Genomic DNA, 13,296 nt, shown 5'->3' with positions numbered 1-13,296 from the left:
GGACCCGGCAGGCCCGCTGACGTCAACCGCCGCGATCTTTGAGCGGTGAATGCATCTGGGCGCCCCCGGGAGGCTCCCCCGTCAACTCCTTGACACATAAACCAGACCATGGGGTACTGCGGATTGCGAAGCCGGGCGGAAGTGACGGGGGTGAGTCTCCTGCCGGAGCTGCGCTACCCCACCCTTGCCGAACTGGTGCTGTCCGCCCGCGCACTGGCCGCCCACCGACCCGCGCTGTGCACACTGAGACAGGTGGGGGCCTCCCGGGCGGGCAGACCCCTTCACCTGCTGTCCATCGGCCATGCCCGGCGTGCCGTCCTGGTGGTCGCGGGAGCGCACTCCAACGAGCCCACGGGCGGGCCCACCCTCCTCGCCGTCGCGGAACGGGTGCTGCGCGAGCGCGAGTTGCGGGCCGACATCTCCTGGCACTTCCTGCTGTGCGCGGATCCCGACGGGGCGAGCCTGCACATCACCCCGGCCCCCCGCTCCCTGTTCGACTACCACCTCGGCTTCTTCCGGCCCGCGGCCCCGGAGCAGCCGGAGTGGGCACCCGCCGCGCTGCCGCCGGACCGGCTGCCGCCCGAGACGCGCGCGCTGACCCGGGTCATCGACGAGCTGCGCCCCTACCTCCAGGTGACCCTGCACGGCACGGACCTGGGCGGCAGCTGGGTGCAGTTGACGAAGGACGTACCCGGACTCGCGGAGCCGTTCGCGAAGTCCGCGGCGGAGCTGCACATCCCCGTGGAGACCGGCGCCTCGGACGCGGCGGGCTGGCCCGCGGCCGGGCCCGGGGTGCATGTGATGCCGGCGCCGGGCGCGGGCGCGGCGTATCCGAGCATGCCGGACGACGCACGCAGCAGCACCTGGTACCACGTGCACCGGTACGGCGGGCTCACCGCGGTCGTCGAGGTGCCGATGTGGGCGAGCGACCTGGTGGACGACCCGGCTCCGCATCCGGATCCGGCCGGGGCGATGCGGCGGCTGGGGGCCCGGCTGCGGCGGGACGCGCTGGAGGTGGAGCGTGTGCTGGCCGAGGCGCTGCCCCGGCTGGACGGCGTCGACGGGCCCCTGTTGCGGGCCGCGAAGTGGGCGCTGGAGCTGACCCCGGGTCTGGCCGCCGACTGGACGCACACGCCGCCCGCCGGCGACACCATGGCGTACGTCGGAAGCGTGGACGCCTTCGGGCGCCGGCTGCCGCTGCGGTCGGCGGCCATGCTGCTGCGGGTTCTGCAGGAGACCGACGACCGTGGGGCAGCGCGCCTGGAACATCTGGTGGCGACCTGGAGCGACGCGTTCGCGGAACGTTTCCGCGCGCGCTGGGTGCCCCTGGAGAACCAGGTCGAGCACCAGTCCCGCACGGTCGTCGCGGCGGCGCTGCACGCACGCGGGCGAGCGGCCTGAACCGAACCGCCGCACACGCGCGTGCAGCCCCGGTGCCCCGGATCCGTGCCCAGGGCCCGGTGCCGTACGGCGTCAGCGGTCCACCGCGAACACCGCTCCTGTCTGCGCCGCGAGCCCGCACCCGTTCGAGAACGTCTCCCGGTAGTCGACCGGGTGCCCGTTCCACTCCCCGCGCGCGTGGGCGGTCACCGGCGCGTAGATCATCGGGCAGAAGGCGTCCTTCTGCCTCAGCCGGCTGATGTCGCCGCCCACCCGGTCGAGGTCCTTGCAGGCCTCGGCCGCCCGCGCGTGGCCCCGCGGCGGGTCGCACAGCAGCAGGTTGCCGGGCGTCTCACCGTGGCGGCCTTCGCCGCGGGTGACCGTGACGAAGAGCCAGTTGCCGGAGTCGGAGTCCTGAGCCGTCGCCGGCGGCGTGGTCGCGCCGAGGGCGAGGGCGGCGGCTGCGACGAGCAGGCCGCCTCGTACCGCTGAGATGCTTCGCGTCATTCCCGGTGTATCGGCACGGCCGCCCCGGCATTCCACCCCGCCTCACCCGAACGGGAGCACGCGGGCGCGTGCCGCCCGGCGAGTTCGAACGCGGCGAGCACCACGCGCGCCTGGTACTCCACCTGGCGGGCGACCGGTATCCAGTGCGCCCCGCAGCCGTCCCGGTAGTCGTCGCACCACTCGTCGATGAGCCGGTCCAGCTCCGGCAGCGCGCCCGCCGGATCGCGCCCGGCACCCGTCACGAGCTGGTGCAGCAGCCCGGCGGTCCGCAGGGCGAGACGCCGCCCGGCGATGCGCAGGGCCGCCAGGTGGGCGGTGCTGAGCGGGGGCAGGGCGTGCACGCCGACGGGGTCCTCGATGTCGGGGTCCCAGGTGTCGGCCAGCCCGGGGCAGACCAGTAAATAGTCGTCGACCGGGGCGAGCAGCCGGGCCGTCTCCGGCCCGGCCGGGAGATGCGGTCGCAGACGGTCCAGCAGCCGTTGCAGGACGCCGGTGTCATGGCGGAGCGTGTGGCTCACCATCCGCAGGACCGTTTCCTCATCTGCGGGCGGCGCACCGTCCTCCACCGCCGCCACACCCCACATCGGAGCCTCGACCACGGCCGTGACCGTGCCGTGCCGGTGCGGATGGAACCAGGTCGACTCCACGGCCGCCTCGGTGATGGCGGCGGCCAGGTTGCCCCGGCGGGGCCTCGGGATCCGGTAGACGGCGGGGCCCAGCTCCGGCCAGTACAGGGTGTCGTAGGGGCCGAGTTCGCGCGGGATGCCGAGGCGGGCGGCCGAGTGCGCGACGCGCTGGGCGAGGCCGGGCAGGTCGTGGGTCAGCTCGACGAAGCCGCCGCCGACGTCGACGCCGTGCAGGGAGCACTGCAGGAAGGGCCGCAGTTCGTCCTGGAGGTCGAGCAGGGCGCGGGTCTCGGGCAGGGTGGCGGCGTCCGCGCCGTCGGGCAGCCATTCGGGCTGTTCCAGGAAGCCCGGCCGGAAGAAGTGCCGGAAGTAGCCGCCGAGGGCGTACGGGCCGCGCAGCCAGCCCTCGTTGCGGCGCAGGCCGTCGGGGTCCAGGCACAGCAGGAAGTTCCAGGTGGCGTCGGCGCCCTCGTGCAGGCGGGGGTCGGCGAGCACCCGTTCGGCCAGCCGCAGCACGGTGCCGCCGCCCACCGGCTCATTGGCGTGCGGGCCGGCCACGACGAGGGCCTGGCGGCTGCCGTGGCCCACGGACAGCAGCCACAGCGGCGTGCCCGCGCGGGAGGTCCCCACACGGCGCAACCGGGTGTCACGGGGGCGGCGGGCGACAAGTGCGGCCGCCCGGGCGCCGAGCTCGTCGACGGTCGGGTAGCGGAGGAGTGGCGGCAGGGCACACCTCCACAAATGTGGTGCCGTCGATTCACCTGGTGTGCATGGTGTACGCACAGTCAGTCACGAGTTGTCGACTACGTCAACACCGTGAAAGGCAAAGGGACTTACGTCGACGTTTCGGGTCGTGGCCGGGCCCGAAGCCGTGGTTCCGCTCAGGTCACGGCGAGGCGGAACGACATCCGGCCGAAGCCGACCTGATCGCCCTCGCGGACCACGACGGCGCCGATCACGCGTCGGCCGTTCACGGTGGTGCCGTTGGTGGAGCCGAGGTCACGCAGGACCCAGATGCCGCCCTGCTGACTGAGCTCGGCGTGCACCCGGGACACCGTCTCGTGGGTCAGCCGCAGCCCGTTGGCGGGGTCCCGGCCTATCCGGAGCGGATGACCGGACGCGGGGTTGGGCAGCAGCAGCTTGGGCAGCCGCTCGGCCTGCCAGGCCCTGCGCAGCCGTACGGTGAAGCCGGAGATCGCCTCGACGGTGCCGAACACCACGCGCGACAGACGGCTCTCGGAGGGCAGGTCGGCGGTGAGCACGGCGAGCTCGTCCGAGCGCTGGGCCGCCAGGGCGAGTTCCATGCGGCGTACGAACGTGTCGTGCGACAGCCGGCCCATGGCGACGCCCTCACGCAGCACCTTCAGCGCCTTGTCGCGCTCCGCGTCGGACAGCCGCGCGGGGTACGTGTTGAACTCGAAGGACGACGTCACGGTGCTGATTGTCGGTCAGTGGCTCCCGGGTGTCCAGAAAACGGCGCGATGGCCACCACGCGCACGTGATCGGCGGATCCCTCGGCGACACCCGCCGCAAAAGGGAAGATTCAAAAGCGGATTGATCTCGTTTGAAGCACCATGGACGGGCTACATCACGGTGAGCAGACGAAGGGGAACCGTCCGTGCAGTTCGAGGTGTGGGCACCGCAGGCCGACCGTGTGACGCTCCATTGCGAGGGCGCCACGCGCGCGTTGGAGCGCGATCCCGATCGCGCGGGATGGTGGTGGGGGGAGGCGGAGGCGAGGGACGGGACGCGGTACGGCTTCGCGCTCGACGACGGCCCCGTACTGCCCGATCCGCGCTCGCGCCGCCAACCGGACGGCCCGGACGGGCTGAGCGCGGTCGTCGACCACGCGGGCCACGCGTGGCATACGGAGTGGGCGGGCAGGCCGCTGCCCGGGGCCGTGCTGTACGAGCTGCACGTCGGCACGTACACGCGCAAGGGCACGCTGGACGCGGCGGCCGAGCGGCTCGGGCATCTCGTCGAACTGGGCGTCACCCACGTCGAGTTGATGCCGGTGAGCCCCTTCCCGGGGCGGCACGGCTGGGGATACGAGGGCGTCTCCCTGTGGGCCGTGCACGAGCCGTACGGCGGGCCCGAGGCGCTGAAGCGCTTTGTCGACCGGGCGCACGAACTGGGCCTGGGCGTGGTCCTCGACGTGGTGCACAACCACTTCGGACCGTCCGGGAACTATTTGCCCGTCTTCGGCCCCTACCTCACGGACACGCATCAGACGCCCTGGGGCGCCGCCGTCAACCTGGACGCGCCCGGCTCGGACGAGGTGCGCGACTATCTCGTGGGGAGCTCACTGGCCTGGCTGCGGGACTACCGGATCGACGGGCTGCGGCTGGACGCCGTGCACGCGTTGAAGGACACGCGCGCGTGCCACTTCCTGGAGGAGCTGTCGACGGCCGTCGACGCGCTCTCGGCCGACCTGGGCCGGCCGTTGTCCCTGATCGCCGAGTCGGATCTGAACGATCCCCGGCTCATCACCGCGCGCGAGGAGGGCGGCCTCGGTCTGCACGCGCAGTGGAACGACGACTTCCACCACACCCTGCACACCGCGCTGACCGGCGAGTCCCAGGGCTACTACGCCGACTTCGCGCACGCCCCCATGGCGGGCCTCGCCAAGACCCTCACCGGCGGCTACTTCCACGACGGCACGTATTCCAGCTTCCGGGGCCGCCGCCACGGGCGCCCCCTGGACCGTACACGCGTGGCGGCGCACCGCCTCCTCGGCTACGGCCAGACCCACGACCAGGTCGGCAACCGGGCCCAGGGCGACCGGCTCGCGGCGACCCTTTCCCCCGGCCTGCTGGCCTGCGCGGCCACGCTCACGCTGACCGCGCCGTTCACGCCGATGCTGTTCATGGGCGAGGAGTGGGCGGCGAGCACGCCCTGGCAGTTCTTCACCGACCACACCGATCCGGAGCTCGCCGACGCCGTACGGCGGGGCAGGCGGCGGGAGTTCGCGGCGCACGGCTGGGCCGAGGAGGACGTGCCCGATCCGCAGGACCCGGCGACCCGGGAGCGCTCCTGCCTCGACTGGTCCGAGCTCGGCAGCGAGCCCCACGCGCGCGTGCTGGCCTGGTACCGCCGCCTCATCGCCCTGCGCCACGAGCAGCCGGACCTGACGGATCCCGACCTCGCCGACACCCGAGTGGCCTACGACGAGCAGGAGCGCTGGCTCGCCTTCCGCCGCGGCGACGTACGTGTGGCCGTCAACCTCGCCAAGGAACCGGCGGCGATCCCACTGGGACCGCGCAAGGCGGACGTACTGGCGGCGTGGGAGCCGGTGGAGGCGCCGGGCGCGGACGGTGTGCTGCACGTGCCCGGGGAGTCGGCTGTGGTGCTGTTGCAGGGGTGAGCGGCGTCGGGGCCTAGGGCTCGTCGTCCCCGTCGTCGTCCTCTCTGAGCTCCGTCACCCGCTCCAGCAGGATCGCCTCCCAGGCCACGTGCAACTGCGCCCTGAGTAGCGGGAGGGACGTCTCGCCCTTGCCGTCGAGGCGGGCCGCGAGGTTGATCACCGCGTCGCAGCGGGCGAGCCACAGGCCGCGCAGGCAGGGGCGGGCGCCGTAGCCGGCGAGGGTGGCGGCGCGGACGGCGGCCGGGGAGCCGACGGCGCGGGCGAGTCCGGCGATGTCCTCGGCCGGGTCACCGAGGACGCTGTCGGCCCAGCCGAGGACTCCGCGCACCCGTCCGTCGGCGCTGACGACCAGGTGGTCGCCGGTGAGGGCGTGGTGGACGAGGACGGCGGTGCCGGGCTGGGCTGCGAGCTGGACGGCGGCCTGGTGGGCGAGCTGGCGCAGCCGCGTGGCGTCGAACTCGTCGGCGTCGGCCAGGCGCGCGGCGGCGCTTTCGGCGGTCCGGCGCAGCGCCTCCAGCGAGCGCGGTGCGGTGCGTGGCACGCCGAGCGTCTCGGCCTGCCGTACCGGGACCTCGCGCAGCCCCGTGAGCAGCCCGGCCAGGTCGGCCTCCCCGACCGCGGAGACGTCGTGCTCCGCGCCCGACCCGCCGGGGACCTTGGTGTCCAGGGTGTACGTCAGCCCGGGCGCCCACTCGCCGTACGCGACGCTCGTGGGCACCGCGACGGGGACGTGCGGCCTGACGAGGTCGCGCAGGCGCAGTTCGCGGCGCCGGCGGACGGCCGTCTCGCGGTCGGTGGCGAGGCGCAGCACATGGCGGGTGCCGACCCACCAGGTGGCGGGTTCGGCGCCCGGGGAGACGGGCCGGACCTCGGGTCCTGCCGAGTCGTCCACGCCGTCCTTGAGCAGGGAACGGACCAGTCGGCGGACGGTGTCCGCGGTGGGTGTCGGTGCCTGGGTCATGGTCGCGCCGTCGTCGCTCGGGGGTCTACGGGGGCTCCTTGCTCCGGGGTCGGTCGCCCGGTCAGCCGACTATGACCAGCTCTCGGGTCGTGTCGTTGAGGCGCCGGCCGCCGTCCTCGGTGACCGTCACGATGTCCTCGATGCGCACTCCGAAGCGGCCGGGCAGATAGACGCCGGGCTCCACCGAGAAGCACATGCCGGGCACGAGCGGCTGCTCCTCGCCCTCGATCATGTACGGCGGCTCGTGGGTGGTGACGCCGATGCCGTGCCCGGTGCGGTGGATGAAGTACTCGCCGTACCCGGCGTCCGCGATGACCGCGCGGGCGGCCCGGTCGACCTCCTGGCAGGCGACGCCGGGCCGGACCGCGCGGAACCCCGCCTCCTGGGCCGCGCGGACCAGGTCGTGGATCCGGCGCTCCTCGTCGGTGGGTTCGCCGACGTGGACCGTGCGGGAGGTGTCGGAGCCGTAGCCGTCCCTCAGGCCGCCGAAGTCGAGCACGACCATGTCGCCGTGTTCGATCACACGGTCACCGACCTCATGGTGCGGATTGGCGCCGTTCGGGCCCGAGGCGACGATCGTGAAGTCGACCTGGGAGTGGCCGAAGCGGCGCAGCAGGTGGGCGAGGTCGGCGGCCACCTCGGACTCGCGACGGCCGCCGAAGGGAACGTTCCGGATCTCCTCGAACGTTGCGTCGGCGGCCGCACCCGCGGCCGCCAACAGCTCCAGCTCGGCGGCGTCCTTGACGGCGCGCAGCATCGGCAGGGCGTCGGTGAGGGAGGCGTACGAGGTGCCGGGCAGCGTCCGCTGGAGGGCCAGCAGGTGCATCGCCCAGGTGTTGTCGCTGATGCCGAAGCGACCGCTCGTGTCGAGGAGGGCCGCGCCGGCGGCGTAGGGGTCCTGGCCGTCGGTCCAGTCGCGCAGGGTCAGGCCGGGCGCGCCGGAGGCCTTCGCGGCGTCCGGGGCCTCCAGGGCGGGGACGACGAGGACGGGGTCCCGGCCGGGGACGAGGACCAGCAGGGTGAGCCGCTCGGTCTCGGCGGTGGGCGCGTAGCCGGTGAGCCACACCATGTCCGGGCCGGGTGCCACCAGGAGCCCGGCCAGGCCCGCGTCGGCGGCCGCCCGCGCGGCGCGCTCCATACGGGCTCGGTAGTCGTCGGCGGTGAAGGGCGCGGGTGCGGTGCCGGTCATCCGGGCCTCCCTGGGCGCGTGAAAGGACTACGGGCAGCATCCTGCCCGCACGCGAGGGGCGGCGCGAGCCGGTCGGCGGGTCTTTGGAGCGGCTGCTCCGGCACGGCTCAGCCCTCCAGGGCCATGCGGACGCCGAGGAGCAGCAGCACGCCCCCGGAGACCTGTTCCAGGCGCCGGCGCACGCCCGCGCGGGACAGCACGGACTTCAGCCGGCCGACGAACCAGACGTACAGGCCGTAGTAGCCGACCTCGTAGACCGCCCAAAGCGCGGCGAGGCCGACCGTGGCCGGCAGGTGCGGGGCGCCCTGGGGTACGAACTGCGGCAGGAAGGACATCGCGAAGACGGCGGCCTTGGGGTTGGCGAGGTTGAGCAGCAGCCCGCCGCGGTAGGAGGCCCAGCCGCTCCTGGCGGTGGCCTCCCACGCTCCCTCGTCGGCGCCCTTGGCGCGGCGCGCCTGTCGCAGGGCCTGGATGCCGAAGCCGACGAGCACGACCGCGCCGACGATGCGGATCACGTCGTACGCCACCTCGGAGGCTGTCAGCAGCGCGGTCAGGCCGAACGCCGCGACCACTCCCCAGATGAAGACACCGGTCTCGTTGCCCAGCACGGTCAGGAAGCCCGAGCGTCTGCTGTGCAGGGACTGCTTGATGATCAGTACCGTGCTCGGTCCGGGCGAGGCGGCGACGAGGGTGCAGGCCCCCAGGAAGGCGAGGAGAGTGGTCGGCATGCGGTCATCGTGGCCCTGCCGGCGGAACGTGACCAGTGGTTTTCACAGACTTGCGCGCCGTTTCGGGGCGCTCAGACGACGACGCCCGGGATCACTGTCAGCTGCTGGTAGCCGCCGCCGCGATGGAGCACCTTCAGGGTGGCCTCGTCGCCCGGACGGGCCGCGGCGACCGCTCGTGCGAGGTCGGCGGCCGAGTCGATGCGGGTCCGGTCGAACGCGAGGAGTACGTCGCCCCGGACCAGGCCGGCCGTGTACCCCGGTCCCGGGACGTGGACGCCGACGATGGCGGCGCCCGTCTTCTCGGCGTCCACGGCCTCCACGCCGAGGGTGGGGACGCCGGCTCGGGACGGCGCGGAGTTCGGTGCCGAGGACGGCGAGGTCGAGGAGGTCGAGGAGCCGGGGTGCGCGGAGGTGGCCGGGCCGCCGGGGGCACCCGGTCCGGCCCGCTTCTGCAGCTCGGCGAGTCGGCTCATGCCGATCACCGTGGCTCCCAGGGTGCCGAGGCCGACCCCGGTCAGGATCAGGACCGTCCCGGCCAGCAGGGCGCACAACAGGGTGGTGAGCCGTCGGCCCCGACGCCGGGGCGCGGCGTGCGGACGCCGTGCGCCGGGACCGGACACCGCCTCGTCACCTGGGCCCTGACCAGGCATGGGTTTGGGTCGCAACGCAGTCTGTTCCATCGGATCGCCTCCGGCTGGTGACTACCCTGCGCACCGGCGCACAACGAGCCACGAACGAGTGAGACTGACCAGTGGTCAAGAACGGGAAGCCATAGGCGTCCTGGCTCAGGCCCCTTCGGCCAGCGCCGACGCGAGCGTCGCCGCCGCTGCGCCGAGTGCCCCCGCGTGCACCAGTTCCGTCCGGTGCACGACACGAGGCTGCGTCACCGGGACGGCGACCGTGCCGGGCACTGCGGTCGCCGCCGAGTGCGGCAGCAGGGTCAGGCCGTGGCCGGCGGCCGCGAGGGCGATGAGGGTGCGGATGTCGGTGCCGTCGTAGCGCAGGGCGGGCCGGAAGCCGTGGCCGCCGTTCGCGGCGCGGAGGTGGGTGAGCGGCAGGCCCGTGTCGGGGGCGTCGAGCCAGCGTGCGTCGGCGAGGTCGCCGAGGCGCAGGCCTGGGCGCCGGGCGAGCGGGTGGGTGGCGGGCAGCAGGACGCAGACCGGCTCCTCTCCCACGCCGTGCGTGGTCAGCGGGGCCACGTCGGGCAGCCGCAGCGGGTCGCTGGGGGCGGCCAGGCCGTCGACGAGGCCGAGGTCCGCGGTGCCGGTGGCGACGGCCACGGGGACCTCGTCGCGGGCCAGTACGCGCAGGGTCACGCCGGAGGCCGGGAGCGCTGCGAGGACGCGGGGTCCGAGCGCGGTCGGCGCGGTCGCGAGCGTCAGTCCGTGGTCGGGCGCGGCCGCCATCCGTACGACGTCCGCCCGGGCCGCCTCCAGGCGCAGCAGCAGCGGGCTCGCGTGTTCGAGGAGTCGCTCACCCGCTGCTGTGGGCGCCACGGGGCGACGGGTGAGCAGGGGTGCGCCCAGGTCCTGTTCGAGCGCGGCGATGTGCTGGGACACCGCCGACTGGGTGTAGCCCAGTTCGCGCGCGGCCTCGGAGAACGAGGCGAGGCGGGCGACGGTGACGTAGGTGCGCAGCAGGTGCGGGTCCATGCGGGACAGCATTCCGCACCGCATCAGATGTGCTTATCGACGATCCAGAAATCATCGTTGGACGTGAACTCCGGGCCGCGCCGAGGATGAGCCCATGACGAACACCGCCGCTCGGACGGCCAGGCTCGCCCTGGTCGGGGACCGCTCCCCCAACGTCGCCTCGCACACGCGCGTGCCCCTCCTGCTGGACGCTCTCGCCGAACGCGACCGGCTCGTCCTCGACGCCTACTGGATCCCTTCGCAGGACGCGGAGGCGGACGACGCGGTGCGCGGGTTCGACGCGGTCTGGGTGCTGCCGGGCAGCCCGTACCACAGTGAGACGGGTGTGCTGTCGGCGATCCGCACCGCGCGCGAGGAGGGCATCCCGTTCCTCGGCACATGCGGTGGCTTCCAGCACGCTCTCCTGGAGTACGCCCGTGATGTGTGCGGACTGACCCGGGTCGCCCACGCCGAGAACGACCCCGACGCCGACGACTTCCTCATCGAACCCCTCGCCTGCTCGCTGGTCGGCCACGAGGCGGTCGTACGCATCGAGCCCGGTTCGCTCGCCCAGGCCGCGATCGGCTCGGAGCGGACCGTCGAGCGGTACTTCTGCGCGTACGGCCCCTCGCGCCACCTCGACACCCTGCGTGCGCACGGACTGCGCTTCACCGGGCACGACGAGGACGGTCACGTCCGGATCGCCGAACTGCCCGGCCACCCCTTCTTCCTGGCCTCGCTCTTCCAGCCGGAGCTGTCCGGCGACGGCTCGCGCCCGCACCCGTTGGTCCGGGCGCTGGCGCGAGCCGCGGTCGAGCACGCGGCGCGGACGGCCGGCATGCGCGCGTGACGCACGGAAATCCGCCACGCGCGCGTGCATCAGCCCATATGTCCCCCGTGGCCGCCGTGTCCGGCGCCGTGGTCGAACTTCAGGGCCTCCGGTGGCATGACGACGAAGGGCCGCATCATGCCCATGTCCTCGTGTTCGAGGAGGTGGCAGTGGTACATGAACCGGCCGTACGCGCCGTCGAACCTGCCCATCACGCGCAGCATCTGGTTCCCGGGCACCCGGAAGACGTCCTTGTGGCCGAGCTCGTTGGGCGCCAGCGGGATCGCGGTGCCGGCGTCGTGACGGATCGGGCTGCGGGTGCCGCCGACGGCCGGGTCGAAGCCTGAGGCGTCGTAGGCGTCGCGGCCGAGCACCTGGAAGTCGGCCAGGTGGATGTGCATGGGGTGGACGATCGGCGCGAGGTTGAGGAAGCTCCACTGCTCGTGGCTGCCCTCGGCGATGGTGAAGCCCAGGCCGTCGTTGAACGTGCGGGCCGTGCGCCGGTAGGTCTTGGTCTTCCCGTCCGCTCCGGTGACCTGGATGACGCCCTCGGTGGGGACCTGGATGTCGCCCGGGTTCTCGACCTCCGTCATCTCCCAGATCTCCGGGTGGCCGCCGCCTCCCTTGGTGGCGGGCGGGGTGAGGACGATCAGCCGGTGGCCGTGCTCGATGTCGTGCGTCAGCCGGCGGAAGGAGCCGGAGAGCACCTCGGGCAGTTCGAAGGTGTCCGTCTCGCAGGTCTCGCCGACCCGGAACTCCATCACCGCCGGATAGCGCACGCCACCGGCCGGGTCGGACACGCCGGGCGGCTGGTTGGGGCCCTTGTTGACCAGGCGGAGCCGTCGGCCCGCGAGGCCGCGGAAGTCGACGAGCAGGTCGAAGCGCTCGGCCGGGGCCGCGGTCAGCGTGGGCAGCGCGCCCTCGAAGTCGACCGGGACCGGGCGCGGCAGCAGTCCGCCGTCGCTGCCGATCTGGTGGACGATGCCCGGGACCGGGTTGTCGTCCTCGTCGACCAGGACGAGGTCGTAGATGCGCGCGTTGGACGCGTTGACCAGCCGGAAGCGGTACCAGGCGGCGTCCACGTCGGCGTACGGCCAGATACGGCCGTTGACCGTGGTGTACGGGCCGCTGAACGGGATGGAGACCGGCTTGCCCGTCTCCGGGTTCTGCTGCTGGACGATCAATGTCTTGTGCAGCAGCCGCCCGTTGAGCCGGCCGTCCTCGTCGGTGTCGAGGTTGCGGTCGGCGAGCAGCAGCGGGATCTCCCGCTCCCCGCAGGGCAGTTGGAGGGCGTCCTCCTCGTCGTCACGGACGAGGTAGGTGCCGTACAGGCCCGTCATCACGTTCCACCGGGTGATGTTCATCGCGTGGTCGTGGTACCACCACTGCACCGCCTGGTGGTCGTTCGGATACTCGGACAGCTGGGCGTCCCCGAATCCGACCGCGTTGTCCGCCCACCCGTCGTTGCCGCCGCCCGTCTGGGCGCCGTGCAGATGGGTCACCGACCAGGCAGGCAGCGCGGCGACGTCCTTGTTCGGCTCGACTCCCTCGCGGCCGGGCTCGGTGTTGGCCTGCGGGCGGCCGTCCGTGCGCAGCGGCACCTCCACCGAGGTGACCGGGTACTCGCTGTCCTTGGGGATGCGGTTGGTCCAGGCGATGCGCACGCGCTGTCCGCGCCGCACCTCGATGGTTGGGCCCGGCACCTGACCGTCGTACCCCCACATCAAGGTCGGCGGGAGCTGCGGGTGCAGGCGCACCCAGGTCGGGCGTAAGGCGATCTCGGTCTCGTGCAGGACGTCCTCGGAGGCCGGGCGCAGGACGGGCGGGACGGGCAGGGGGGCCACGTACGGCGTGAGCTCGCCGGTTTCGAGCGGCTGCTCCCCCGCCTCCTTCTTCGCGTCGCTGTCCGTGAACCTCTCGATGATGTCGGTCATGGTCGAACACCCCCGTGTGTTCTCGTTGTCTGTTCCCCTCACCCCAGAAGACTCGCGACGCATCGATCAAGTTCCCTGAATATCCCGTTCCGTACGGAAAGTTTCGGAGACCGCATCCGGAGGCCGGAAGTCCGTTGTCAGTGGCGG

Annotated in this window: 12 protein-coding genes; 3 read left to right on the top strand and 9 right to left on the bottom strand. The window is 73.0% G+C overall.

Annotated elements, in window-relative coordinates; all coding sequences use genetic code 11:
• The first annotated feature begins 150 nt into the window (after positions 1-150).
• A complete protein-coding gene (locus OG254_RS37195; protein ID WP_405590818.1) occupies positions 151-1,401 on the top strand; it encodes a M14 family zinc carboxypeptidase in 1,251 nt (416 codons plus the stop codon).
• Between the two features lie 72 nt (positions 1,402-1,473).
• Here the strand turns inward: OG254_RS37195 and OG254_RS37190 are convergent, their stop codons facing one another.
• From OG254_RS37190 to OG254_RS37180, 3 genes are all read right to left on the bottom strand, one after another.
• Positions 1,474-1,887 (bottom strand): SSI family serine proteinase inhibitor, encoded by a 414-nt coding sequence (locus OG254_RS37190; RefSeq protein WP_405590816.1) that lies wholly within the window; start codon positions 1,885-1,887, stop codon positions 1,474-1,476.
• On the bottom strand, positions 1,884-3,254 hold the full coding sequence (locus OG254_RS37185) for a M14 family zinc carboxypeptidase (protein ID WP_405590813.1): 1,371 nt from the start codon (positions 3,252-3,254) through the stop codon (positions 1,884-1,886). Before OG254_RS37185 ends, OG254_RS37190 begins: the two co-directional genes overlap by 4 nt.
• A gap of 140 nt (positions 3,255-3,394) precedes the next feature.
• Positions 3,395-3,946 (bottom strand): FHA domain-containing protein, encoded by a 552-nt coding sequence (locus OG254_RS37180; protein ID WP_351186223.1) that lies wholly within the window; start codon positions 3,944-3,946, stop codon positions 3,395-3,397.
• A 185-nt stretch (positions 3,947-4,131) separates the two neighbouring features.
• Between OG254_RS37180 and treZ the strand changes: the two genes are divergently transcribed.
• Positions 4,132-5,877, top strand: a complete 1,746-nt coding sequence (gene treZ, locus OG254_RS37175) for a malto-oligosyltrehalose trehalohydrolase (RefSeq protein WP_405590810.1) — start codon at positions 4,132-4,134, stop codon at positions 5,875-5,877.
• Positions 5,878-5,890: 13 nt separating this feature from the next.
• Here treZ and OG254_RS37170 read toward each other — a convergent pair whose 3' ends face one another.
• From OG254_RS37170 to OG254_RS37150, 5 genes are all read right to left on the bottom strand, one after another.
• Positions 5,891-6,838: an aminoglycoside phosphotransferase family protein gene (locus OG254_RS37170; protein WP_405590807.1), complete on the bottom strand. Its 948-nt coding sequence runs from the start codon at positions 6,836-6,838 to the stop codon at positions 5,891-5,893.
• Positions 6,839-6,899: 61 nt separating this feature from the next.
• Entirely contained in the window at positions 6,900-8,027 is a 1,128-nt protein-coding gene (locus OG254_RS37165; RefSeq protein WP_405590804.1) for an aminopeptidase P family protein, read from the bottom strand.
• A 107-nt stretch (positions 8,028-8,134) separates the two neighbouring features.
• Complete coding sequence (locus OG254_RS37160) at positions 8,135-8,755, bottom strand: LysE family translocator (protein WP_405590802.1); 621 nt, start codon at positions 8,753-8,755, stop codon at positions 8,135-8,137.
• 71 nt (positions 8,756-8,826) lie between these two features.
• Positions 8,827-9,435 (bottom strand): PDZ domain-containing protein, encoded by a 609-nt coding sequence (locus OG254_RS37155; protein ID WP_405590799.1) that lies wholly within the window; start codon positions 9,433-9,435, stop codon positions 8,827-8,829.
• A gap of 105 nt (positions 9,436-9,540) precedes the next feature.
• Positions 9,541-10,407: a LysR family transcriptional regulator gene (locus OG254_RS37150; protein ID WP_405590796.1), complete on the bottom strand. Its 867-nt coding sequence runs from the start codon at positions 10,405-10,407 to the stop codon at positions 9,541-9,543.
• A 94-nt stretch (positions 10,408-10,501) separates the two neighbouring features.
• On the opposite strand from OG254_RS37150, the gene OG254_RS37145 reads away from it, so the two are divergent.
• Positions 10,502-11,236, top strand: coding sequence for a glutamine amidotransferase-related protein (locus tag OG254_RS37145; RefSeq protein ID WP_405590793.1), 735 nt, complete (start codon positions 10,502-10,504; stop codon positions 11,234-11,236).
• A gap of 29 nt (positions 11,237-11,265) precedes the next feature.
• Here OG254_RS37145 and phsA read toward each other — a convergent pair whose 3' ends face one another.
• A complete protein-coding gene (gene phsA / locus OG254_RS37140) occupies positions 11,266-13,149 on the bottom strand; it encodes an O-aminophenol oxidase PhsA (RefSeq protein WP_405590790.1) in 1,884 nt (627 codons plus the stop codon).
• Positions 13,150-13,296 lie beyond the last annotated feature (147 nt).

The organism is Streptomyces sp. NBC_01092 (assembly GCF_045039535.1).
Taxonomy (GTDB): Bacteria; Actinomycetota; Actinomycetes; order Streptomycetales; family Streptomycetaceae; genus Streptomyces.
Note: the sequence above shows the minus strand (reverse complement) of the source record. Positions and strands in the feature narration are given on the sequence as shown.

Bases quoted from the DNA above. Each gene is read 5' to 3' on its own strand.
- OG254_RS37190 (WP_405590816.1), bottom strand. From the start codon at position 1,887: ATGACGCGAAGCATCTCAGCGGTACGAGGCGGCCTGCTCGTCGCAGCC.
- OG254_RS37170 (WP_405590807.1), bottom strand. From the start codon at position 6,838: ATGACCCAGGCACCGACACCCACCGCGGACACCGTCCGCCGACTGGTC.
- OG254_RS37165 (WP_405590804.1), bottom strand. From the start codon at position 8,027: ATGACCGGCACCGCACCCGCGCCCTTCACCGCCGACGACTACCGAGCC.
- OG254_RS37160 (WP_405590802.1), bottom strand. From the start codon at position 8,755: ATGCCGACCACTCTCCTCGCCTTCCTGGGGGCCTGCACCCTCGTCGCC.
- OG254_RS37155 (WP_405590799.1), bottom strand. From the start codon at position 9,435: ATGGAACAGACTGCGTTGCGACCCAAACCCATGCCTGGTCAGGGCCCA.
- OG254_RS37150 (WP_405590796.1), bottom strand. From the start codon at position 10,407: ATGGACCCGCACCTGCTGCGCACCTACGTCACCGTCGCCCGCCTCGCC.
- OG254_RS37145 (WP_405590793.1), top strand. From the start codon at position 10,502: ATGACGAACACCGCCGCTCGGACGGCCAGGCTCGCCCTGGTCGGGGAC.
- phsA (WP_405590790.1), bottom strand. From the start codon at position 13,149: ATGACCGACATCATCGAGAGGTTCACGGACAGCGACGCGAAGAAGGAG.